This window comes from Paenarthrobacter sp. Z7-10 (assembly GCF_026932795.1).
Taxonomy (GTDB): domain Bacteria; phylum Actinomycetota; class Actinomycetes; order Actinomycetales; family Micrococcaceae; genus Arthrobacter_M.
Window position 1 is genome coordinate 1 of record NZ_JADPVH010000037.1, and the last position, 22,469, is coordinate 22,469.

22 protein-coding genes and 1 other annotated feature are annotated in these 22,469 nt (G+C 62.1%); of the genes, 13 read left to right on the top strand and 9 right to left on the bottom strand.

Going from position 1 to position 22,469, the window contains the following annotated elements:
• Together IV498_RS11990 and IV498_RS11995 are read right to left on the bottom strand one after the other, a co-directional pair.
• Positions 1-442 (bottom strand): IS3 family transposase (locus tag IV498_RS11990; RefSeq protein ID WP_269046895.1); only part of this gene is annotated, 442 nt, incomplete at its 3' end.
• Positions 368-481 (bottom strand) — a sequence feature (AL1L pseudoknot). (Overlaps the previous gene by 75 nt.)
• On the bottom strand, positions 439-759 hold the full coding sequence (locus IV498_RS11995) for a transposase (RefSeq protein ID WP_269046897.1): 321 nt from the start codon (positions 757-759) through the stop codon (positions 439-441). It overlaps the preceding feature by 43 nt. The genes IV498_RS11990 and IV498_RS11995, both read right to left, overlap by 4 nt.
• Here IV498_RS11995 and IV498_RS12000 point away from each other — a divergent pair.
• From IV498_RS12000 to IV498_RS12025, 6 genes are all read left to right on the top strand, one after another.
• Positions 750-1,436 (top strand): tyrosine-type recombinase/integrase, encoded by a 687-nt coding sequence (locus tag IV498_RS12000; protein WP_269046898.1) that lies wholly within the window; start codon positions 750-752, stop codon positions 1,434-1,436. The two genes, IV498_RS11995 and IV498_RS12000, sit on opposite strands and share 10 nt — an antisense overlap.
• A 228-nt stretch (positions 1,437-1,664) precedes the next feature.
• Complete coding sequence (locus tag IV498_RS12005; RefSeq protein WP_269046899.1) at positions 1,665-2,087, top strand: hypothetical protein; 423 nt, start codon at positions 1,665-1,667, stop codon at positions 2,085-2,087.
• Between the two features lie 330 nt (positions 2,088-2,417).
• A complete protein-coding gene (locus IV498_RS12010) occupies positions 2,418-2,624 on the top strand; it encodes a DUF2945 domain-containing protein (protein ID WP_269046900.1) in 207 nt (68 codons plus the stop codon).
• A 4-nt stretch (positions 2,625-2,628) separates the two neighbouring features.
• Positions 2,629-3,828, top strand: a complete 1,200-nt coding sequence (locus tag IV498_RS12015) for an NAD(P)/FAD-dependent oxidoreductase (protein WP_269046902.1) — start codon at positions 2,629-2,631, stop codon at positions 3,826-3,828.
• Between the two features lie 492 nt (positions 3,829-4,320).
• Positions 4,321-5,751 (top strand): GH25 family lysozyme, encoded by a 1,431-nt coding sequence (locus tag IV498_RS12020; protein WP_269046904.1) that lies wholly within the window; start codon positions 4,321-4,323, stop codon positions 5,749-5,751.
• Positions 5,752-6,204: 453 nt separating this feature from the next.
• The gene (locus IV498_RS12025; protein WP_269046906.1) at positions 6,205-7,542 is read left to right on the top strand and encodes an ATP-binding protein; all 1,338 of its coding nucleotides are present in this window, start codon (positions 6,205-6,207) and stop codon (positions 7,540-7,542) included.
• Between the two features lie 868 nt (positions 7,543-8,410).
• On the opposite strand, the gene IV498_RS12030 is transcribed toward IV498_RS12025, so the two are convergent.
• From IV498_RS12030 to IV498_RS12050, 5 genes are read right to left on the bottom strand one after another with little or no spacing between them, the layout of a single operon-like run.
• On the bottom strand, positions 8,411-9,136 hold the full coding sequence (locus IV498_RS12030) for an SDR family NAD(P)-dependent oxidoreductase (RefSeq protein WP_269046908.1): 726 nt from the start codon (positions 9,134-9,136) through the stop codon (positions 8,411-8,413).
• 15 nt (positions 9,137-9,151) lie between these two features.
• A complete protein-coding gene (locus tag IV498_RS12035) occupies positions 9,152-9,919 on the bottom strand; it encodes an SDR family NAD(P)-dependent oxidoreductase (RefSeq protein WP_269046909.1) in 768 nt (255 codons plus the stop codon).
• Positions 9,909-11,300, bottom strand: a complete 1,392-nt coding sequence (locus IV498_RS12040) for an MFS transporter (RefSeq protein WP_269046910.1) — start codon at positions 11,298-11,300, stop codon at positions 9,909-9,911. The genes IV498_RS12035 and IV498_RS12040 overlap by 11 nt, the downstream gene beginning before the upstream one ends.
• Complete coding sequence (locus IV498_RS12045; protein ID WP_269046911.1) at positions 11,297-12,187, bottom strand: polysaccharide deacetylase family protein; 891 nt, start codon at positions 12,185-12,187, stop codon at positions 11,297-11,299. The genes IV498_RS12040 and IV498_RS12045 overlap by 4 nt, the downstream gene beginning before the upstream one ends.
• Positions 12,188-12,243: 56 nt before the next feature.
• A complete protein-coding gene (locus IV498_RS12050) occupies positions 12,244-13,257 on the bottom strand; it encodes an asparaginase (protein WP_269046912.1) in 1,014 nt (337 codons plus the stop codon).
• Between the two features lie 296 nt (positions 13,258-13,553).
• Here IV498_RS12050 and IV498_RS12055 point away from each other — a divergent pair, with 296 nt between their 5' ends.
• Complete coding sequence (locus IV498_RS12055; protein WP_269046914.1) at positions 13,554-14,624, top strand: LacI family DNA-binding transcriptional regulator; 1,071 nt, start codon at positions 13,554-13,556, stop codon at positions 14,622-14,624.
• A gap of 85 nt (positions 14,625-14,709) precedes the next feature.
• On the opposite strand, the gene IV498_RS12060 is transcribed toward IV498_RS12055, so the two are convergent.
• Positions 14,710-16,152: a PucR family transcriptional regulator gene (locus IV498_RS12060; RefSeq protein ID WP_269046916.1), complete on the bottom strand. Its 1,443-nt coding sequence runs from the start codon at positions 16,150-16,152 to the stop codon at positions 14,710-14,712.
• Positions 16,153-16,278: 126 nt separating this feature from the next.
• On the opposite strand from IV498_RS12060, the gene pxpA reads away from it, so the two are divergent.
• The 6 genes from pxpA (at position 16,279) to IV498_RS12090 (ending at position 21,949) form a co-directional block, all read left to right on the top strand.
• A complete protein-coding gene (pxpA, locus tag IV498_RS12065) occupies positions 16,279-17,028 on the top strand; it encodes a 5-oxoprolinase subunit PxpA (RefSeq protein ID WP_330059546.1) in 750 nt (249 codons plus the stop codon).
• A gap of 37 nt (positions 17,029-17,065) precedes the next feature.
• Positions 17,066-17,311 carry an acetyl-CoA carboxylase gene (locus IV498_RS12070; protein ID WP_269046920.1) on the top strand — a complete coding sequence of 82 codons (246 nt, stop codon included), beginning with the start codon at positions 17,066-17,068 and terminating at the stop codon, positions 17,309-17,311.
• On the top strand, positions 17,308-18,657 hold the full coding sequence (locus IV498_RS12075; protein WP_269046922.1) for an acetyl-CoA carboxylase biotin carboxylase subunit: 1,350 nt from the start codon (positions 17,308-17,310) through the stop codon (positions 18,655-18,657). The genes IV498_RS12070 and IV498_RS12075 overlap by 4 nt, the downstream gene beginning before the upstream one ends.
• A complete protein-coding gene (locus IV498_RS12080) occupies positions 18,654-19,559 on the top strand; it encodes a 5-oxoprolinase subunit B family protein (RefSeq protein WP_269046924.1) in 906 nt (301 codons plus the stop codon). The genes IV498_RS12075 and IV498_RS12080 overlap by 4 nt, the downstream gene beginning before the upstream one ends.
• Positions 19,549-20,538, top strand: coding sequence for a biotin-dependent carboxyltransferase family protein (locus IV498_RS12085; protein ID WP_269046925.1), 990 nt, complete (start codon positions 19,549-19,551; stop codon positions 20,536-20,538). The genes IV498_RS12080 and IV498_RS12085 overlap by 11 nt, the downstream gene beginning before the upstream one ends.
• Before the next feature lie 307 nt (positions 20,539-20,845).
• Positions 20,846-21,949: an NADH:flavin oxidoreductase gene (locus tag IV498_RS12090; protein WP_269046927.1), complete on the top strand. Its 1,104-nt coding sequence runs from the start codon at positions 20,846-20,848 to the stop codon at positions 21,947-21,949.
• A 345-nt stretch (positions 21,950-22,294) separates the two neighbouring features.
• On the opposite strand, the gene IV498_RS12095 is transcribed toward IV498_RS12090, so the two are convergent.
• On the bottom strand, positions 22,295-22,469 hold a 175-nt coding region (locus IV498_RS12095), incomplete at its 5' end, for a DUF2469 family protein (RefSeq protein ID WP_269046966.1).

Sequence of the window (22,469 nt, forward strand, 5' to 3'; positions counted from 1 at the left end):
CAAAGGCCGCGTAGACCCAGCCAGAGAGCGTACGAATGTACGTTATGTCTGCGACCCAAAGACAGTTCGGCGCTGGTGCGTTGAACTGGCGCCGGACAAGATCCGCCGGCCGCTCAGACAATGGACCTGGCACAGTAGTACGGGGGCCCTTGGCCCGACACACGCCATGGATCCCGGCACGGCGCATCAAACGCTCCACGGTGCAGCGGGCCACCTGGTGTCCCTCACGGTTCAGGGCAGCATAAACTTTCCTGGCCCCGTAAACACCGTAGTTCTCCCGGTGCACCCGGGCTATTTTCTCCGTCGTCAAGGCATCGGTGATTGACCGTTTGGACTCAGGGCGGGCCTTGGCCGCGTAGTAGGTCGATGGGGCAATCGGCAGCTGTTTGCAGATCGGCTCGACCCCGTATTCGTCCTTGTTCTCATCGATGTAGGCGATCATCGTCGGGAGGGGCGGTCGAGCTCCGCCGCGAAAAAAGCCGATGCTGATTTCAAGATCGCGTTGGCCCGGCGCAACTCAACAACTTCCCGCTCCAGCTCAGCCACGCGGGTTGCCTCATCGGTAGTAGTGCCAAGACGCACGCCCTGATCGATCTCCACTGTGCGGACCCAGCCACGGATCGTGTCCGCCGGGATGCCCAGCTGCGCGCCGATCCTGGTAAACGCGCCACGCCGGCCACTGGGATTCTTCTGGGCGTCCATCACGAGGCGGACCGCCCTCTGGCGAAGCTCATCAGGATACTTCTTTAGTGCTGCCATGGTCCCTGGCGAAGAAGCCCATCGAATACCTGCAGGAGTATGAAACAGCGGCGATCCTTGCGGCTTTCAACGGCTCCAGCATGAAATCGCGGCGGAACCGCATGCTCCTGATACTCCTTTACGAGAGCGCAGCACGCGTCAGCGAGCTCACCGGCCTGACCCTGGGCGACCTCAGGCTGACACGGCCGGCGCACTTGACGTTGACCGGGAAAGGGAACAAGAGCCGCGTCGTCCCTCTGGGCGACAAAACGGTCGAACACCTTCAGGTCTATCTCAACGAGTTCCATCCCCGGCGGACGACACTGCCGGAAACGCGCCCGCTGTTCAACAGCCTCCATTTCGGTGAACCCACCAGGCTCTCGGAAGACAGCGTCTCGGCGATCCTCAAGAAGACCGAGAATAGCGCCCGGGATTCCTGTCCGTCGATCCCGGCCAAGCTGCATTGCCACATGATCCGCAAGACCAAGGCCATGGACCTCTACAAGCAGGGGATTCCGCTGCCGATCATCATGCAACTGCTCGGACACGAAAGTATGAGCACCACCTCAGCCTTCTACGCTTTCGCCACCCTGGAGATGATGAAAGAAGCGATGAACGCCGCAACACCCGGAATCAGCCACGCTGACACCCAGTGGCTCAGCGAAGAAAGGCTGCAAATCCTCTACACACTCCGGTAACCCCGGAAATACTAAGCCGAGGAAAGGAACACTATTCCCCGTATGGCATGGGCCGCAGCACGGTTCATCGGCTTAGCATTTTCCTCGGCATAATCACTACTAAGCCGAATTCGGCTTAGTTCGGATTATGGAAGTGAGTTCATCAATTGGGAGCTGTTCCGCTGGTGCGAACAGGAAAAACTCACCTTCAGCCGGCCCCTATCAGGGAACAAAAACGACGGCGCGCATGTGGAGCAGAAGAACTGGCATATCGTCCGCCAGACAGTCGGGTATCACCGCTATGACACTCCCGGCGAGCTGGACTTGCTGAACAGGATCTGGGCGTTGCAACGACTCCTGACGAACCATTTCGCACCCCAGCAAAAGCTCATTTCCAAGGAACGAAACGGCGCGAAGATCACCAAAAAATATGATGCGCCGCGAACACCTTTCCAAAGGGTCCTCGCCGACGACGGCGCCGTCCGAAAGACGGTCAAGACCAGACTCACACGGGAAAATAAACCGCTGAACCCGGCGGCGATCCAGCGTCAGGTCCAGGCCCTCACCGCCGAACTGCTCACGCTAACCACGAGCAAACAAGGACCCAAAACCATGCCGTCCAAGCGCGCGCTTTCGAATGATTCCATGAAGAAAGCCACGCGCGCATCTTGACACGCTTCCTCGGGGGGTTGTTTCGATGACTCATCAAAGATTCCCCCGTCGCGGTTATCGAGGAATCATTTGATAGTGCCGGCGCAGCGGCGCGTCTGCGGGGCGACCAATCGCGGCGTGCATTCGCCCGCAAAGATTCAGCCGACGAAACTCGGGGGTTCCTGGACCTGCGCTGGGAGCTCCGACCCACCGACAACGCGCCCAAGCGCGCGGAACTCAGGGCCGGGCGCGCGCCGGACGATACCTCATAAAGCTCACTATGCTTACTATTGAAGCTCCGGCCGCTGATCCCCCATACGCTGTCGAAACCGCCCTATCCGAGGAGCAACGATGTCGCTCAGCAAGGGAACACCCGTGGAATGGAACACGCCCCAGGGCCCCACACACGGAAAGATAGTGCAGAAAAAAGTCAGTGACTTCGAGCTGGACGGACACACCCACCGGGCCAGTGAGGACGAGCCGCAGTACGTCGTGGAGTCCGCCAAAACCGGTGCGCGGGCAGCGCACAAGGCCTCTGCCCTAACAGTGAAGAAGTAGCGCCATGGCCGGACGACACCACCAAGTCCTCATTATCGGCGGAGGTAACGCCGGCGTTTCCCTCGCGGCGCGCCTCCATCGCTACGGCGTGAAGGATGTGGCCGTGGTGGAGCCCAAGGACAACCACTTTTACCAGCCGCTGTTCTCCCACATCGCCGGCGGAAGGGCGAAGGCTTCAGAAGCCGTCCGCACCCAGCGCTCCGTCATGCCGCGCGGGGTGGAATGGATTCGGGACGGCGCAGTGGACATCGACCCGGTGGCCAACACGGTGTCTTTGACCTCGGGCGCCCAGCTCGGGTACGGCCATCTGGTGGTCTGCCCCGGCCTGCAGCTGGACTGGGATAAGATCCCGGGTCTTGTCGAGGCCGTCCATTCCCCCTCCGGTGCTTCCCACTACGAATTTGACCTGGCAGCCAAGGCCTGGACTTTGCTCAGTGGCCTTAAAGCCGGGACAGCTGTGTTCACCATGCCCTCCGGCCCGGTCAAGTGCGGCGGCGCCAGCCAGAAACCGATGTACCTGGCCTGCGACTACTGGCGGGAACAGGGGGTGCTCCGGGACATCCGGGTCGTCATGGTCCAGCCCTACCCGACCGTGTTCGGTGTGCCCGGAGTGGATGAGGAGCTGAACCGTAAGATTGCCGAGTACGGCATTGAACTGCGCCTCAACAGCGAACTTGTTTCGGTGGACGCTGCAGCCGGGAAGGCTATGATCCGCAACAATGCGTCCGGATCCACCGAGGAGCTGCGCTACGACGTGCTCAACGCCGTCCCGCCGCAATCGGCCCCGGACTGGCTCAAAGCCACTGAGCTGCCCGCACCGGGTGATTCCGGCGGATACGTGGAAGTGGATCCGCAGACCCTTAGGCACGTCCGTATTCCGAACGTCTGGTCTTTGGGGGACGCCGCCGCGACCACCAACTCCAAGTCCGGCGGGGCGCTGCGTAAGCAGACAAAGGTCTTGGCCAAAAACCTGGTGGCAGCCCTGAAGGGCAAACCATTGACGGAGACGTACGACGGATATTCGGTGTGCCCCTTCACAGTTTCCCGCTCTACGGTTGTCTTCGCCGAATTTGATGACCAGTACCGGCCTATGCCTTCTATACCGAAGGTGCCGACGTGGAAAGAGAGTCGTGCATCGTGGTTTGTGGACCGTGATATCTTCCCTCGGGTCTACTGGAACCTGATCCTAAAGGGCCGCGCTTAGGCTGCTAGCTTCCACGTCGGGGGCGCTCAACGCCTCGGCGCACCTGCTCGTCTTATCCGACTGCACCACCAAACCACGTATCACAGCCAACCACACTCAAGGCCTGCCGCCGTGGCGATGTATCGGATTTGCGGTCTCTGCTCGGCCGCTGCGGCATGAGCTGGAATTCGCCTGCCCGCCAAACCGGCGCACCCGTCCGCGTCTTCGCGGCACCCCTCCAGCAGGACACAGAACACGCGGCGATGTTCCACTGCTAACGGTTTGGCCGATGCTGCCGATGGTCAAACTGTAGGCGCTGATGGTTTGGAGCCGTGCCGGACGCTGCCTGAACCGGAAAACTCTCGGACCGGCGGTCGCGGCTGCACGGTTTCGAAACAGAAAGCCCCACGGATTCTCTCTCAAATCCGATGGTTTACCACGGCTGGACAGCGGGCGCACCCAACGCCCGCCCACCTGGCCGGTCCAATTTGCCCCGAAAGGCCCCACATCCTCATGCTTCTCTCTCGCGGTCGCCCGACGGTCTCATCCCTGCCGGCCTTGTCCACCCCCTGGTTCAGGACGCTGACCAGCGCGGTCCTCCTCATCGCTGTGTCCATGCTCGTCGATGTACAGGGCGCTTCGGCGGCACCGTATCCGCCGTCGTCGGCGCCGTCAGCTTCAATCGTTGGCCAAGGTCATGCGATGGGATCCACGATTCGATCCCATGAAGGTTCGCCCTCGGTATCTTCACGAACCATGACGGCATCTTCCGCACCTGCCGGTATTCCCGGGATGGATGTCAGCGGCTGGCAAGGAAACGTTGACTGGACGAGGGCCAAGGCCAACGGTGCGGAGTTTGCCTATATTAAGGCCACTGAGGGAACGGGGTTTACCAGCGGTTACTTCGCCAGTCAGTACAACGGCGCCTTCGCCGCGGGTGTCATCCGCGGTGCTTACCATTTCGCTTTACCGGACCGGTCCACCGGAAAAGCCCAGGCCGACTTCTTTGTCGGCAACGGCGGCGGCTGGTCTCCGGACGGCGACACCCTGCCCCCGCTCCTTGATATCGAGTACAACCCGTACGGAGACACGTGCTACGGTCTGAGCCAAGCCAAAATGGTCCAGTGGATCAACGATTTCGCCAACACAGTTATAGGCCGTACGGGACGTGCGCCGGCCATCTACACGACCGCGGACTGGTGGACGAGGTGCACTGGCAACAACGCCGGACTCAGCGATAAGCCGCTGTTCATAGCCGCTTATTCCACCTGGGTAGGACCCATGCCGGCCAGCTGGGATACCTACAGCTTCTGGCAACACGCCGACAGCGGCATCTTCCCTGGAGATCAGGACGTCTTTAACGGGACCTTGCGCCAACTGACCGCCTTTGCCGCCGGCCCCGGTCCGGCGTTTACTGACGTCGGGACCGCCAATCAGTTCTTTGCGCCGATCAACTGGATGGCTGCCACACACATCTCGACCGGCTACCCGGACGGCACCTACCGCCCCCTGAGTACCGTGAACCGGGACGCGATGGCCGCGTTCCTCTACCGGCTCGCCGGCTCCCCCACCTACACGGCACCGTCGAAATCTCCCTTTACCGACATGGGCACCACGGGCCCCTATTACAAAGAGATCTGCTGGCTGGCCTCCACCGGGATCACCACCGGCTACCCAGACGGCACCTACCGCCCCCTAAATACGGTCAACCGCGACGCTATGGCCGCGTTCCTCTACCGCCTCGCCAGCTCCCCCACCTACACGGCACCACCGACATCCTCCTTCACCGACATGGGCACCACGGACCCCTTCTACAAAGAGATCAGCTGGCTGGCCTCCACCGGCATCACCACCGGCTACCCAGACAGCACCTACCGCCCCCTAAATACAGTCAACCGCGACGCTATGGCCGCATTCCTCTACCGCTTCCGTAACACGCTCTAGGCTAGAAGCCCTTGATGACCGGCCCGCACCCTTCAACAAGGAAGCCCGTTCGATACTAAACAAACTCCCCCTTCATAGGGCCGGTCCTCCCTGCGCCGCACGGCTTCACAGCCGGCCTGGCGGGACACGATTCGGAACCGTCCCGCCCAGAGTCCGTGCAGCGGCGGGACACACTGACACGATCATCAGCACGTTCGACCGGGTTCCACAGATTAAAGCGCCCGGCAGGTCATGGATCCTGCCAATACGCTGCTGGAAACTCTCGCCCGACGGACCGGAGTCGGCCTGGACCGGCTGAAACGCATGAGCCTGGCCGGCTGATCTTCGTGGCAGCCAGAATTACGAAAAGGGTCGCAAGAATGAGTGTCCTGGGGAATCCGATGGCGTCACACAGTTACCGTCGGGTGTGCGGGCATGCCATGATGCAGGCACCCGATGCAAAGGAGAGTTGCCATGAGCGCCTGGAAGGTTCGGGATTTCCATTCCACCGATCTGGAGGGGATCCTGCATTTGTGGGAGACTCTCAAGTCCGCAGGACTGGACCCCGTTTATGATCTATCCGAGGTGCTGGCCTCCTGCGAAAAGGATCATGGCGTCGTCGCTGTCGTGGGTGAAGAGGTGGTCGGAGCTGCCGTGGGACGTGCGGCGCATGATCAGGGCTGGATCGTCTTCCTGGCGACGCTGCCACAGTGGCGGGGCCGGGGGATCGGCGCGTCCCTGCTCGCCGCCGTTGAATCTCGGATGGCGCCCCTGGGGCTGACCAAGCTCTCCGCACTGATGCCGGACACGGAAACCCGCGTAGAGGCGTTCCTGAGCCGCGGATTCGAGGACAAGAAGAACCTCAGATACTTCGAGCGCCGGATCCCGCTGCAGCGCCAGGAACTCGGGCCGCTCGGACAACTCGGTGGCCGGCTGCTCAAGCGCGATCTCTGGTCGAACGTCGCGGGGATGCGCCGCGAGAAAGACCTGCTGGAGCGCCGGTTGGTACTGCCGTTGGCCCAGGCGGAGCTGGCGGAAGAATTCGGCGTTGTGCCCCCGCGCGCCGTCGTCCTCTTTGGGCCACCGGGCACCGGCAAGACGACCTTCGCCAAGGCCATAGCATCCCGGCTGGAGTGGCCGTTCGTGGAGGTCTTCCCGTCCCGACTGGCTGCGGATCCCGCCGGCCTTGCCGGTGCCCTGCGGGAGACATTCCTGGAGATTGCTGAGCTGGAACATGCCGTGGTGTTCATCGATGAGGTGGAGGAGATCGCTTCGCACCGCTCCGGTGAACCGCCGTCGGCCCTCCAAGGTGTCACCAACGAGCTGCTCAAAATCATTCCCGCTTTCCGTGAACAGCCCGGCCGCCTGCTGGTCTGCGCCACCAATTTCATCCGCTCGCTGGACTCCGCCTTCCTGCGGCACGGTCGGTTCGACTACGTGATCCCGATCGGTCTGCCGGATGCGGAGGCCAGACGCGCGATGTGGCAGCGCTTCATCCCTGCCGCCGTGCTCGCGCAGGTGGAGGTGGAGCTGCTGGTGGAACGCAGCGGGGGATTCTCACCGGCGGACATCGAGTTTGCAGCCCGGAGCGCCTCGCAGCGGGCGCTCGAGAAAGCCCTTTACGAGCACGACGGCGACAGCGCCCAGCCAGGCGCTGCCGGCGATTCCGGTGGCCCTTCCGGTGGCCCGGAGCTGAAACGTGGCCCGGCCACGGAAGATTATCTTGGGACCATAGCCGACACCAGGGCGACGGTCAGCGATGAGGTAGCCCGCGAATTCCTGGAGGACATCGAGCGTCTGGCCCGCATGTAGGGCGGGGTTCTGGCCGCACGCCGGGGGCGCAATGATCCGCCTGAGTAAAGTACAACGGCCAGCGCAATCCACGAGCACCACGAGTTCCGGGACGCCACCAAGGATGTTGTCGCCCATGATCGACTGGCTCCACTGGACCTTGCGGCGATCACCGTTCGCATCGTGTCTTTCGGCTATCTCGCTCTGCCGGGGCGGCTCCCGAAGTGCCAAAGCCAGCTTTCAGTGCCGCGGGCTGGAGCCCGGCTACTAAGCGTTTCGTTCCTGGGTCAGTCCGTAGGGTACATCCGGGCTGATTTCGATGGTGAAGCAGCTGTGGCCGCGCCGGGTGACCAAAATTCCGTGCCGCCCCTCCTATTCGGCTTTGGCACGGGCCTTGTCTACTGCGTTGTTAAGTTCGTCCTCCAGTGTGGACGCTAGTGTGACGACAATTTCCGCGATCAGGTCGGCGGGCTGGAAGGTCATTTAGTTTCCTTTCTGCTGGGGTCCGATCCGTGAGCAGAGGAGCCGGAGAATTCAGGCCATACGCGTTTGCCGACTGCACGGACTCGCAGGGAGAGGTCCCCGGTCTGCCCGTCCCCGTTCCCGTCGAAATGTTTAAGCGGCTCCGGTTGCCGTTTGCCGGGGCTGTTCCCCAAGATTGCCTCCCATAGCGCCTCCACCGTGGAGACGGCTTGGGCGGCCCCCGTCGGTCCTGAGACCAGCCAGCCGTCGCGGGTGGCGACCACTCTCGGGGTCCCGGCCCAAGATTCACAGATGGTGTTAATCGTTTGGGCGACGATCAGGTGTTGCCGCATTGTTCTGACGGAGCCCAGTACGGGATCGGGCACTACGGTTCGGCCGCATGCACCACACATATGATCTTCCCTTTCTAGGGCATGACGTCGCCGGAATTCGGTCCAAGCGTCTGTCCGACATAGAGGTTGCCCCCAGGGTCGCTGGCCAGCAGCAGAGCGGTCGGCGCGACTTCAGCCGGAACCCCGAAGCGCCCCAACGGCAACCCGGATCGCTTGGCAGCTTTCCAGTCCGCGGAGATGCCTTCGACCAGCGGCGTCTCTATGGGGCCCGGCGCGATGCTATTGACCAGCACATTGTCAGCGGCGGTTTCCAGCGCCAGGGCCTTGGTCAGCCCCACCACGCCGGCTTTGGCAGCGCTGTAGTGGCTGAGCCCCGTGCCGCCCTTGATCGCCAGCTGTGAGGCGATGTTGACAATGCGTCCCCATTGCTGCTGCCGCATCTCCCCCACCACCTCCCGGCAACACAAGAAAACGCCCGTCAGGTCAACGGCAATGGTCTCGTTCCACATAGAAAGCGACATTTCTTCCAGCGGCGATTCCGTCAACAAGCCGGCGCTGTTCACGAGTATGTCGATCCTTCCGAGCCGTTTCCGGGCCTGTGCAAACGCCTTCTGCACGCTTGCCTCGTCGGATACATCTACCTGAACGATGCCTTCGCCGTCCGCCCGGTCAAGGACCACCACCCTGTCTCCGTTGTCTTTAAACGCGTCGGCGATGGCCCGGCCGATCCCGCTCGCGCCGCCGGTGATGACCACCCCACGGCCTGGTCCGTCCGATTGTCCGACGTTCGGCAAGTTCATGTTTGTCCTTTGCACCTAGGCACGCATCTTCACGGTGAGTCCGCCGTCTACGATCAGGGCTTGTCCGGTGATGTAAACAGCCTCATCGGATGTGAGGAACCCGATGACGCTCGCCACCTCACTGGGACGGCCGACCCTGCCCCACGGGATATCCTTTCCTGCCCGCTGGAGACCTTCCGGACCGAGTGAGTTGACGGGATCCAGGGACTGCGGGGTTTCAATGAGCCCGGGGATAACGGCGTTGGCGCGGATCTGCCGGGGGCCAAGCTCGACGGCTACGCTGCGAACCAACCCGAGCACCCCGGCCTTTGCCGCAGCATAGTGGGCATGTTCTTCCCAGCCGTAGACCCCTCCGGCGATGGAGGACACGGCAACCATCGCCCCGCCTCCCCCCATCCTCGCGGCACCGGCACGCAAGGTACGCAGGACCCCTGTGAGGTCAACGTCGAGCATGTCCTGCCAGCGTTGATCCGTCAGCTTTTGCAGTGGTGAGTTGCGCAGTATTCCGGCATTCGCGACAGCATAGTCGAGCCTTCCGTACTCATCGATGGCGCGCTGGGCAAAGGCTTCGACCGAAGCTGTAGTCCGGACGTCCACTTCGTGGATGACAGCCTCGCCGCCTGCTTCCTCCACCAGGTGCAGGGTTCGCTCCGGGTCGTGCGGGTCCCCGGTAAAAGTCCCGATCACCGATTTCACGCCGCGCCCGGCGTAGTGGACCGCCAGGGCCCTTCCGATGCCACTGGCTGCGCCTGTAATCACAGCCACCCTGTTCTCAGATGTCATGGGGGTGGTCCTCCAGAGCAGCTTCGACAGGGGGCTTGGCGGCGATCATCAGGACACCGGAGACGAGGGTACCGAGCGCGCCCACCCACAGCGCGGCAGTTCCGGTGCCCGAGCCCGCAGCGAGGGCCGTGAACAAGGCCCCGCCGATAATGGTCCCAGGTTGACTCATTGCCCCGATGAAGGCTGTACCGGTGGCGCGGCAGCTGACTGGGTAGCACTCGGCCATGAAGTACTGGATCGCGGCGTACGGGCCGACGAGAAAGAACAGCCCGGCACCGTAGGTCAGGATGATCATGAACGGGCTGGTGGCAATAGGACTGAGCATAACCGCGAAGCAGATTCCGGAGATGATCCAGCCTCCGATGATGGTGCGCTTGCGCCCGATTTTGTCACCGATCCAGCCGTGGAAAACGTATCCGAAGTAGGCGAGCAGGTTGATTACGATCAGCATCCAGAACGCGTCGGAGAGCTGCACACCCTTGGCATTTTTCAGAACCGAGCTGCCGAGGACGCTGAAGATGGTGATGCCGAAGAAGTTGATAATCCAAGCCAGCGAGAACACGATCGTGTTTCGGCGCAGGTGGGGTTCCCAGATGCGTTTGAGGGGAGCTACTGAAGAGTGCTCGACCCCGTAAGAGCGCGCCAATGCGTGAGCTTCGTCCGTGTTGCCGCGTTTTTCCAACTCGGTGAGCCTGTGGTGCAGTTCGAACTGGGGGGTTTCCTTCAGCTTGCGGGAAATGACCCAAACGATAATTGCTGCTGGGACGGTGGCCATCAGGTAGAGGGCGCGCCAGCCCAAGGAAGGAAGGAAAGCCAGAGCCAGTGCGCTGGCCAGCAGGAAGCCCAGCGGCCAACCACCTTGGATGAAGGAGTAATGGAATCCAGGGCGCTTGCGCTTATCGGCTACTTCCGTGACCTGGTAGACCTCGTTCATGTAGGTGGCGTTGACGGCCTGCTCGGAAAATCCGAGTCCGCCGAAGGAACGGACCAGGACCAGCAGCCCGTTGCTGAGGAAGGGGATTCCAGTCGGGATCAGGGCTGTGATGCCGGAGACGACCGCAGTTCCTCCAATGGTGGCCATCATGCCTTTACGGCGACCGAGCCGGTCGATGATGGGTCCGATGGCGAAGCAGACCACGGCGGTGCCGACGGCGATCCAGGTGTTAATCGCGTACGCTTCCGTTGCGCTCCAGCCGAATTCCTGTTGCATAGCTGGCAGGAGGGTGCCGAACAGCCCGTAGTCGAAAACGGCGACGGTCCACGCCAGAAGGGCCAGGACGGTGGCGACGGAAGTGTTGCGCTTGGAGAAGGCCGGGAACCGGCGTTTCTCGTCCGGGCCAGGTTGCGTCAGGTCGACGCCTGCCTGATTGATGGTGCTCATTTGCTGGTTTCCTTTCGGGGGCTGCGGGAGAGGAAGGAGTCGGCGATCTGGTCGAACGTGAGCCAACTGACGCCCTCGTGGCTGTTGATGTGCTCGATCAGACGTTCGAGCATGAGCAGGACCTGTGGGCGACCGGAGACGTCCGGGTGGATGGTCATGGTGAAGGTGGCCTGGTCCATTTCGCGGTAGACCCAATCGAACTGGTCACGCCACATCTGCTCGATATCCCGGGGGCTGACGAAGCCATGGGAGTTCGGTGAGGCCTTGATGAACATCATCGGGGGAAGGTCGTCGAGGTACCAGTTCGCGGGGATCTCCACCAAGTCGGTCTCTTCGCCGCGCACCAGCGGCTCCATCCACGTCTCGGCGGCCTTCGTGTAGTCAATTTTCTTCCAGCTGTCGCCGACACGGACGTAGTACGGTTCGAAGTCGCGGTGCATCAGCGAGTGGTCGTATTTGATGCCCCGCTCAAGCAAAATCTCGTTGGTCACCGGTGAGAATTCCCACCAAGGCGCCACATAACCGGTTGGCCGGCGTCCGGAGGCCTTTTCGATCAGTTCGATCGAGCGGTCAAGGATAGCGGTCTCCTGCTCGCGGGTCATCGCGATCGGGTTTTCGTGGGAATACCCGTGGACGCCGATCTCGTGTCCCGCATCCACGATCATTTTGACCAGATCGGGGAATGTTTCAAGGGAGTGGCCGGGAACGAACCAGGTCGCCGGCAGTCCGTATTTCTCGAAGAGCCGGATAAGTCGCGGGGCGCCGACTTCTCCGCTGAACAGGCCGCGGGAAATGTCGCAGGGGGAATCTTCGCCTCCGTAGGAGCCGAGCATTCCGGCAACTGCGTCCACGTCCACGCCGAACGCAACTTGGATATTTTTGGTCATGAGATTAACCTGCCATTTCGTTGTGCTTGATTTGGGTGCTGCTTTGGGGAATGCGTTCAGGGGAGCCGACCGCGTCGGGCAAAAGCTTCCTCTACGTCGGCCTTAGGTGTGTTGAGTCTGAGCAAAAGGTTGAGCAGGATCAGGGACTGGGAGGGCCTCAGCAGCCCGGAGGGTATGGCGCCGGCCGCCCGCAGATCTTCCCCGCCCCCGTCGCCGTATTGCGGGACGACTGGCCCGGCTTCCACCCGCGTACTGGTTACCACTATGACGCCAGCGGCGGTCGCGTCGGCGATGCCAATGAGCATCTCTCGGTTTGCGTTACCGATCCCTGTAGCCTGGACCACAATTCCCGCCGCACCCGCGACAAGGGAGGCCTGCAGGAGTGTGGAGTCCGCTCCCGGGTGGACAGCAACGAGGTCCACCCGCGGTGAACCGGCCCCTGGCCCCGGAAGAGGCAGTGGCTCGATTCGGGACGGTGGCCCCTTCATGTGGACTGCGCAGTCGGATGACACTATTCCGGCTGTTCCGAAATCTGGATTGGCGAATGCATTCAGCGTTGTTGTATGACTCTTGCGGACTCCCGCGGCACCGTATACCGTCCCGGCAAAAGCCAACAACACACCTCGATCCCGGGCTTGGTGAGAGGCGGCGACGGCGATGGCCCGGGAGAGATTATCCGGGCCGTCCGGCGACCGGGAGTCGGCGGGCTGCTGCGCCCCGGTGAACACCACCGGTCGGGGATCATCGTGGATCAGTCCGGCCAGATAGGCCGTCTCCTCCATCGTGTCCGTTCCGTGCGTGACCACGACCCCCAGAACCTGAGGGTCCGCCAGAGCCTCCTTGATCCGGGTGCCAATGAGGATCATGTCATCGACAGTTAAGAGGTAGGAGCCTTTCCTGAAGACGTCAACCACCCGGACACGATGGGAAGGCTGTACGGGCAAACTCGCCAACACCTCGTCCCCTGAGTCGGATGCCACGGCTCCCCCCGCTTCCGACGTGCGCGAGGAAATCGTTCCTCCCGTGGCCAGCAGGACCACATGTGGCCCTAAAAATTCCAAGGCAGTCATTGTCGCTCCGATTGTGTTGCTCCTGCAGCTCTCGAAACCCAATCGATTGGGTAGGTGACCAAAGCACACTTCCTCTCGCCTCGCGGCTTAGCTCCAACTGCACGATTGGCCATCCATCGACCAGCAGATGACCCACAGCACAATCGATTGGGTTAACCTGAGAGTAAGCATAGGATGTGACTTGCAGCACGTCAATGGTCCGCTGGGTCGGATTTAACAATGGTTCGCTGGGTCGGATTTAACATTGTTGGGCGAACACGATGATGCAGTTTTTGGAATGTAGACAGGGGAACGAATTGAACGAAAGTTTGTCCGGCAGCGTTACGGTCACGCTGAAGGATCTCGCCAAAGAGCTTGGAGTCCATCCATCAACGGTGTCCAGGATCCTGCACTCGGGCACAGAAGGGGCCCGCGGAGCGGCGTCAGTCGCGACGGCTGAGCGTGTGCGTGACCTGGCACGGAAACGCGGCTACTCCCCGGACCCTCAGGCTACCGGCCTGAGGACAGGTCGCACCCATCTCCTGGGTGTGATTGTGCCCCGACTTTCGGACCTCGTTCTGGCCATCATGTACGAGGGTATAGAGGAGGCCGCCGCTGAGCTTGGCTATTCCACGTTTGTCATGAATTCTAGGGATAACCCGGAGGAACAACGAAGAAAAACAGACACCATGCTGGCACGCCGCGTAGACGGACTGATCATCGGCGACGCCCACCTGAACAGTGGCCTCTTGCGCGACTTGACGGTTCGGAAGGTTCCTTTCGTGCTCGTGAACCGGAGCGTTCCCGGCTATCCGTCCGCCACCTGCGACGACGTCCTCGGCGGCCAGCTGGTGGCCGACCATCTGTGGAGTGAGGGACATCGAGATGTCGCCGTGATAGCGGGTGAACGCTATGCCAGCACCGCAGTTGATCGCACGGCCGGCTTCGTGGATCGGTGGCGCTTCCTGGGCGGCCAAATTCCGCCTGAAGCGGTGGTGTGGTCTCATTTCGATACCGCCGGAGGGCGGGAAGCCACCGGGACGATCCTCACGAACTGTACGCCCCGTCCCACCGCCCTGTTCGCTGTCAACGACTTCGCAGCGATTGGCGCCATGGGAGCGCTGCGCTCCCGCGGCCTAAGCGTCGGCCACCACATCGCGGTCGTGGGTTTCAACGACACATCTCTGGCGTCGGAGCTTCCCATCCCCCTATCCTCGGTCCGCTCCCCCATGCTGGATATCGGGCGGACGGCGGTGCAGCTCCTGAAACGGGTCCTTGACGGCGAACACGTCGAATCCGTCAAGCTGAAACCAGTCCTGTGCGTGCGCGAGAGCAGTGCCTGGACGGAGACCCTGGCTGCGGTTCCGGGGCCATCGGAAAGTGATTGAGCCAGTCTCAAGGACGATCGGACACGAAATGCCCACGAGAAGGGAAGACAGACGGGCGTCAGCCCAGGCTCTATCCACAAGATTTCTAAGACGTCGTCGCGATGTGCAGTGCAAGCATGCAGGTGGCCCGGACTTCGCCGTCGGACAGGTCCAGTTGCAGCAGGGCTTCGATCTTCCGCAGCCTGTAGCTGAGGGTGTTCCGATGGATGAAGAGCTCATCGCAAATTTTCGTGGAATTTCCGCTGTGTCGGAGGTAAGCATCGAACGTCTCCCGGATCGCGCTGGCACCGTCGGCGGCCAGGGGCGCCAGGAGCCGCCGGCACATTGCCACCAGACCAGGGCTGGGCAGCCCTTGTACTATGCCGGCGAGATCGGCCAGCGGCGCCTGGTGCACGCCGGGCCGTCCCATGTGACGGCGGGCCAGTTGAAGCGTCAACGGCAGTTCGCTCAGGCTCGCGGACTCGGTGACGATGACGGATAATTCCGGGGCATCCAAAAAAAATTCCCGCACGGAATTGAGCAAGTCGGCAGTTCCGTGCCGGTGTTGCAGCAGCAGAGAAGTGAGGCCGGTTTCTTCCATGAACCTCACTGTGCCGAAATCGGCCTCAAGGCCCACTCGTGCCCGCCATGCGACGGCGCGCAGCTTTGCGGGTTCCACCTCTTCTGAACTGCCGATAAGCACCGAGCCCCATGCTCCGTCGGGATCAAAGCCGGCCTCAAGGGCGTACCGGGGCAGCGGCGCGGACGGCTCGCCGCGGTCCCCATAGAGGGCCTCCATGAACCGTGCGGCTTCACGGGAATGCAGGGGTGAACGGGACCCGAGGGTGTAGCTCAGCTGCATGCCGATGACGGCAGCCACTGGACCCAGGATGGGCTGCAGCACGACATTGCTCCCGATCCCCTCGATGGAAAGTCTGAATTGCTCGGAAGCGCCGCTGGGCAGACGGAGGGTGGTCCGCGCGGTCCCGCCGTGGGCGGCGCCTGCGGAGACGAGTTCGAACGCATTCTGATCGATCACAGCCACCCTTGCGTTCACGGCGTTTGCCACCCGCCCCAGAACCTCGGCCAGGGAGTGTCCGTCGGCTGCCAGCCGGGTGCAGTTATCGGCCAGCTCCCAACCCTTCCGCAGCTCTTCATAACGCTCGCTGGCGATGACCCGCTCCACATGCCGCATGACCAGCACGAAAGGCACTTCCGGCGGGAGCTGCAGCAGCGGCAGGCCGTGAACCTCACAGGCATGTAGAAGACCGTCTGGCAGCTCGCTGTGCGCGGCGCCCAGGCCAAATGCCAGACCGGAGACGGGCACGGAGATCAGCCGTTCCACATAGGCGTCCCAGATTCTGAAGTCCTTGACGTTCAGTCCCATACCGTTTGTCAGCACGAGAGCATTGACGCTGAGGAAGGGCGTGGGATCCATATGTTCGGTGGGTGCGCACCAAGTGATGGGCCGGTTCAGGCGGTCCTGTCCGCCCGGAACCCGAAGGCGAATGTCGAGATCTGGGTCGTCAACCAGGTCTGAAATTCTCAAAATAACCTCCATGAACGGCGGGGCAAGGACGCTGGATAGTGCAACAACCATAGTCGAGGCTTGCAATTTCAGCGAACTGCACAATACCGGCAGCCAGCAATGCTGAGTAGCGTTGCAATCATGCAAATGAATGTGACTCCCGACACCCGTGCCTACCCCCAAGGCCGTGTGCTTTTGAACTCGGATCTGGGCGAAGGCCTCGGTCTCCATGAATTCGGCAACGACGACGAACTCATGCGCATCATCGACGTCGCCAACGTTGCCTGCGGATACCACGCCGGCGACCCCGACGTCATGAACCGGACAGTGGGGCTTGCTGCAGAGCACGGTGTAGCCGTAGGGGCGCACCCGGGGCTGCCGGACGTAGTGGGATTCGGGCGCCGACGCATGGTGCTCAGCCCGGATGAGGTCGAGTCGATTATGCTCTACCAGACTGGGGCCTTGACTGCATTTCTCGGAAAGCACGGGCTTCAACTTAACCACATCAAACCCCACGGCGCGCTCTACGGCATGCTGGCTGGAGACGAGGAACTGATGCAGGCCGCCGCCGGAACAGCGTTACAGTTCGGCGTTCCCTTCTACGGGCTCGCGGGCACGGCTCACGAGACCGTGTGCCGGGCCATGGGTGTGGACTTCGTGCCGGAACTCTATGTTGACCTCAACTACGGCCCCGACCGTGAGCTCCTTATTCAGCGCCGCCCGGTCCCCACGGACCCCGTCGCCGCTGCAGAGCGCGTCCGCCGGGCGCTGGCCGGGCAGCCCGTCCTCGCCGTTGACGGCACCGAACTGGACATCCCGTTTCGAAGCATCTGCGTGCACTCCGACGCACCCAACTCGACCGCCGTGGCCTCGGCCGTGCGTGCGGTCTTGGGCTGACTCTGACTTATCCAACCATTTGAAAGCGAGTTAACCCTTGACAAACATCGACTCCCCGCTCCCCGGAATCTTCTACCGCAAGCCCGGCCCAGGCAAACCGCCCTTCGCCAACGAAGGCGACTCTATAGAGGTAGGACAGACCCTGGGCATCGTCGAAATCATGAAGCAGTTCACCGAAATCCAATCCGACGTGGCCGGAATTCTCGAGTCCTTCGAGGTCAACGAGGGCGACATGGTCAACCCGGGCGACACCATCATTGTCATCCGCGAAGGACAGCCATGAAGAAACTGCTCATCGCTAACCGCGGCGAAATCGCAGTTCGAATTGCCCGGACCGCACGCGACATGGGGATCGAGACAGTCCTCGTTGCCAGCGAACCCGACGCCGACTCCCTGGCAGCGCGCACAGCCGACAACGTGGTAATAGTGGGCCCGGCACCTGCTCCCGCCAGCTACCTGAATCAGGAGGCCATCATCTCCGCCGCCCTGGACAACGGCTGCGATGCCATCCACCCTGGCTACGGATTCCTCTCCGAGAACTCCGCATTCGCCCGTAAGGTCGCCGATGCCGGCCTGACCTGGGTTGGCCCGGACGCGGACGCCATCGAAATGATGGGCAACAAATCCATGGCCAGGGCATCCGCCCGCCAGACTGGCGTTCCCGTGCTCCGCGGCTCGGACGGACCACTCGACCCCGCGGCCGATGCCCTGGAGGTGGCCCGCGACATCGGTTATCCGCTGGTGGTGAAGGCCTCCGCCGGGGGAGGTGGCCGGGGCATCCGCTTTGTGCACAGCGAAGGCGAACTGCTGGAAACCATCGAGATGGCCCGCGGTGAGGCGGCATCCGTTTTCGGAGACCCGACCGTCTATCTGGAGCGCTTTGTGCAGCATGCCCGCCATGTAGAGGTGCAGATCTTGGGCGACGGAACCAGCTTCATCCACCTCGGGGACCGCGACTGTTCCATGCAGCGCCGCTCCCAGAAAGTCATCGAAGAAGCGCCCGCGCCGGATCTTCCCGACGCCGTACGCCAGAGAATCCGGGAGGCCTCAGTGGAACTTGCCCGTGAATGCGGCTACAGCGGAGCCGGAACGGTCGAATTCCTCTACGACCCGGTCAACCACGAAGCCGCGTTCATCGAAATGAACACACGGATCCAGGTTGAGCACCCCATCACCGAGCAGATCACGGAGATCGATCTGGTCCGCGAACAACTGCTGATTGCTTCCACAGGAGTGATGTCCATCCGCCAGGATGACGTCCGCTTCAGCGGGCACGCCATCGAATGCCGCATCAATGCCGAGGATCCGGACAACAATTTCTTCCCCAGCCCGGGCCGTATCACGACCATGGAATGGCCAACGGGCGACGGCATCAGAGTGGACACTGGAGTGGAAGCAGGGTCCGTAGTAAGCCCCTACTACGACTCACTGCTCGCCAAGCTGATCGTCCACGCGCCAGACCGTGAAACAGCCATCGCAGCGATGCTGACTGCGCTGGAGGAGACCCGGATCGAAGGGGTCAAAACTACCATCCCGGTGCACAAGACGCTTCTGGCACGGCCCGAATTTGCCGCCGTGACCCACCACTCAAAGTTCCTTGAAACTGCCGATCTTTTGGAGGGAAAATGAGCAGCCCGACGCCCGCCGTCCACGAGGCGCGCTACACCTGGGGCGGCGACGAATTCCTCTTCATTGAAGTCTCGGAGTCCATGAGCCTGGCTGCCAATTTCAAGGTCATGTCCATTGCCTCGACGCTTTCAGCTCTTGCGCTGCCGGGTATCGTGGACGTCTGTCCTGCCAACGCATCGCTGTTGGTGAGGTTCGATCCCGACGTCCTGCCGCCACGGAATCTTGAAGACACCGTAAGAACGATTGAAGGGGACCTGACGCACCATCAGGAGCAGGTGCTCGAAACCCGGATCATCGAGGTCCCGGTCTGGTATAACGATCCTTTCACAGCGGATGTGGCGGGGCGCTTCCGCGAAGGGTTCCATCAGGAGCCGGGAGGTACCGACATTGACTACGCGGCCAAGGTCAACAACCTCAAGGATGCCGCCGAATTCATCCAGCGGCACCATGAGCAGCCCTGGCTTGTCTCCATGGTGGGCTTCGTTGCCGGCCTGCCGTTCCTGTTCCAGCTGGCGGAGCGGGAGAAACAACTGGAAGTCCCCAAGTATCTGAGTCCCCGCACCGACACCCCCAAGCTGACGGTGGGACACGGCGGCTGCTTCGGCTGCATCTATTCAGTGCGCGGTGCCGGCGGATACCAGATGTTCGGCGTTGCGGCCGCGCCGATCTTCGATCCCGCCCAGTCCCTGGCAGACTTCAGGGACTTCATGGTGTTCTTCCGCCCAGGAGACATCGTGAAGTTCAAGCCGGTCACTGAGGCCGAGTACAACGACATCCAGGCGCAGATTTCCGAAGGAACGTTCCGCTACCGGCAGGCCCCCGTGACCTTCGAGCTGTCCAAGGCGCTGTCGGATCCCCAAGGCTCCAACCAAGAACTCATGGAGGCCCTCAATGGCATTTGACATCAAGAAACCCGGACTTGCCACCACGGTCCAGGACCAGGGACGTACCGGCCACTACAACGTGGGCATCCCGCCAAGCGGTTCTATGGACCAATACTCCGCCGAACTCGGCAACGCCCTAGTGGGCAATACCTCCAAAGAGGCTGTCCTTGAATGCACCTATCTGGGTCCGGTGCTGACCACCGATCACGATGTAGTCATCGCTTCCACCGGGGCCCCGGTGGAAGTCAAGGTCAACGGGGAATCCCGGCCCCAGTGGACCCGGTTGCAGCTGAAGGCTGGCGATGAACTCAGCTTCGGAGTCATCCAGGGCGGCACGCGTTACTACATCGCAGTCCAAGGCGGGATCGACGTTCCCGAGGTACTCGGCAGCCGGTCCACCTACAGCCTGGGCGCAATCGGGGGCTTCAACGGCCGGAAACTTCAGGCGGGCGACCTGGTTCCCGTGGGCAGCCCGCTCAACCACGGAAAACTCCCCGACGCCGACACCGTTGCCGAAGAGTTCCGGCCTGTGTTCGCGAAGGAACAACGGGTCAGGATTGTCCTTGGCCTGTACGACCACCGACTCACTGAGGAAGGACTGGACAACCTCCTCAAAGGCGAGTGGAAGCTGACCCCCGTGGCCGACCGGATGGGATTGCGCTACGCCGGTCCCGGCGTCAAGTGGAAGGAACGGGAGCAGCCTTTCGGCGCCGGTTCCGACCCGTCCAACATAGTCGATGCCGGCTATGCTGTCGGGTCCATCCAGATCCCTGGCGGCACCCAACCCATCATCCTGCACCGCGATGCCGTCTCCGGCGGCGGCTATGCCATGGTGGGCACCGTCATCAGCGCCGACATGGATCTCGTGGCACGCGCCGCCCCCGGCACACTTACCCGGTTCATCGCCGTCAGCCAGGACGAAGCCATCGTGGCGCGCAAGGAACTTGCCGAACGAAAGAGGAACGCACGGACGACCCTGGGCTACCGGGGGGATTAGCATTCCTTGGAGGATCCGAACCGCAGCCGGCTACAGCGGCTGCTTCCGCCATTTTCCGGATGCGGAGAGGCACCGAAGATATCCGGGGCACTCCGGCAAGACTCTCGAACCAGTCCGTGACCCGGAGGCACTGAGGTTCCTTCACATACGCGTCACCCTCCGCCCAGACGCCTGCCCCTCAAGCCCCCAGCCGCGACATGGTCAGCGCATGAAATATTTGCCGGTCGTATGTCGTTTGTACTCCCTGGCAGCACGTTTTCATTCGTTGCCTTCTCTCTCCCACCGAAACACCTAAAAGGAGATATTCGTGCCGAATTTCGCACCCCTCTGGTCCCCTGTTCAGATCGGCTCAACCGGGCTGTCCAACCGTGTTGCCCTAGCTCCCATGACGCGTATCAGTGCCACCGCAGAGGGGCATGCCACCGACAAAATGGTTTCCTACTACGAGTCGTATGCTCGCGGTGGTTTCGGGCTGCTGATCACCGAAGGCATCTACCCCGACACCGCCTACAGCCAGGGCTACTTGTTCCAGCCGGGCATAGCAACTGAGGGGCAAGCACAGTCCTGGGCCACAGTCGTGAAGGCTGTCCACTCAGCCGGCGCCCGTATATTCGCCCAGCTCATGCATGCGGGTGCCCAGACGCAAGGGAACCGGTTCGTGGACTCCGCAGTTGGACCGTCCGCCATCGCCCCAAAGGGCGAGCAGTTGGCGTTCTATCGAGGAGAAGGTCCCTACCCCGTCCCCGGGGAAATAACAGTGGCGCAGATGGACGAGGTGCGGGACGGCTTTGTCAACGCCGCACTGCATGCCCAAAAGGCAGGGTTTGACGGCGTCGAAATCCACGGCGCAAACGGGTATCTCCTTGACCAGTTCCTCACCGACTACCTGAACCACAGGACCGATACTTACGGTGGCTCACCCGAGAACAGAGTGCGGTTCGCCGCCGAGATCTGCCTCGCCGTCCGCGAGGCCGTGGGCCCAGAGATGACAGTTGGAATCCGAATCTCCCAGGCCAAGGTCAGTGACAATGACCACCGTTGGAGTGGTGGCGACGAAGAAGCACAGGTCATCTTTGAAACCCTGGGTGCTACGGGGATTGACTTCATTCACACCACCGAATACCGGGCTGCCGCACCGGCATTCGACGACGGACCGGAATCCTTGGCTGCCCTAGCCAAACAGCACTCAGGAGTAACGGTGATCGCGAACGGCAACCTCGACGACCCCGAAACAGCCACATCCCTGCTCCGGGACGGCGACGCCGACGTTATCGCTCTGGGCAAAGCGGCCTTGGCGAACCGGAACTGGCCGCACCGCGTGCGGAACAATTTGGCCCTCGATGAGCTCGACACAAGGCTCTTCGCCCCGGTAGCGGACGTCAAAGACTGGGAACTGGAACTTCCCGCATAAGAAATGAACCGCAACCGGAGAGGTCAGGGCGGCTCCGTCTGCCCTTGAACGTGAGCGCCACCGAGGCCAGTGTCCCTCCCCTGACCAGCGAACATCGCTGCGGTCGAGGCTCATGTCCTCCCTGATCCGCGGACCTTCCCGGGCAAGCAGCCCGATGAGCGCCTCGCAGGTCGCGGCCCGCAGCGGTGAGCTGACCAAGCTGCGGGCCATGTTCATGAGCAACACCTTGGAGTGGGTAACTGGTCTCCGCGGCTCGGTGGTGGATGAACGGACGTCAGAAGCAACGGCACGGCCTCGGTGCGGCAATAACGTGCGCCGCCGCTTTCCCGGAGCCGAGATCCGGCCTCAGGCGCCCATTCCGGCGTCCTTCGGGATCCCCAGATCGTCGGATTTCACCAGCTCTTCGACGTTGACGTCCTTGAACGTGATGACGCGCACGTTCTTGACGAACCGGGCGGACCGGTACACATCCCACACCCAGGCGTCCTGCAGCGTCAGGTCGAAATAGACCTCGCCCTCG

Coding starts and splice junctions, on each gene's coding strand:
- IV498_RS11995 (WP_269046897.1), bottom strand. CDS start 759: ATGGCAGCACTAAAGAAGTATCCTGATGAGCTTCGCCAGAGGGCGGTC.
- IV498_RS12010 (WP_269046900.1), top strand. CDS start 2,418: ATGTCGCTCAGCAAGGGAACACCCGTGGAATGGAACACGCCCCAGGGC.
- IV498_RS12015 (WP_269046902.1), top strand. CDS start 2,629: ATGGCCGGACGACACCACCAAGTCCTCATTATCGGCGGAGGTAACGCC.
- IV498_RS12020 (WP_269046904.1), top strand. CDS start 4,321: ATGCTTCTCTCTCGCGGTCGCCCGACGGTCTCATCCCTGCCGGCCTTG.
- IV498_RS12025 (WP_269046906.1), top strand. CDS start 6,205: ATGAGCGCCTGGAAGGTTCGGGATTTCCATTCCACCGATCTGGAGGGG.
- IV498_RS12030 (WP_269046908.1), bottom strand. CDS start 9,136: ATGAACTTGCCGAACGTCGGACAATCGGACGGACCAGGCCGTGGGGTG.
- IV498_RS12035 (WP_269046909.1), bottom strand. CDS start 9,919: ATGACATCTGAGAACAGGGTGGCTGTGATTACAGGCGCAGCCAGTGGC.
- IV498_RS12040 (WP_269046910.1), bottom strand. CDS start 11,300: ATGAGCACCATCAATCAGGCAGGCGTCGACCTGACGCAACCTGGCCCG.
- IV498_RS12045 (WP_269046911.1), bottom strand. CDS start 12,187: ATGACCAAAAATATCCAAGTTGCGTTCGGCGTGGACGTGGACGCAGTT.
- IV498_RS12050 (WP_269046912.1), bottom strand. CDS start 13,257: ATGACTGCCTTGGAATTTTTAGGGCCACATGTGGTCCTGCTGGCCACG.
- pxpA (WP_330059546.1), top strand. CDS start 16,279: ATGAATGTGACTCCCGACACCCGTGCCTACCCCCAAGGCCGTGTGCTT.
- IV498_RS12075 (WP_269046922.1), top strand. CDS start 17,308: ATGAAGAAACTGCTCATCGCTAACCGCGGCGAAATCGCAGTTCGAATT.
- IV498_RS12080 (WP_269046924.1), top strand. CDS start 18,654: ATGAGCAGCCCGACGCCCGCCGTCCACGAGGCGCGCTACACCTGGGGC.
- IV498_RS12085 (WP_269046925.1), top strand. CDS start 19,549: ATGGCATTTGACATCAAGAAACCCGGACTTGCCACCACGGTCCAGGAC.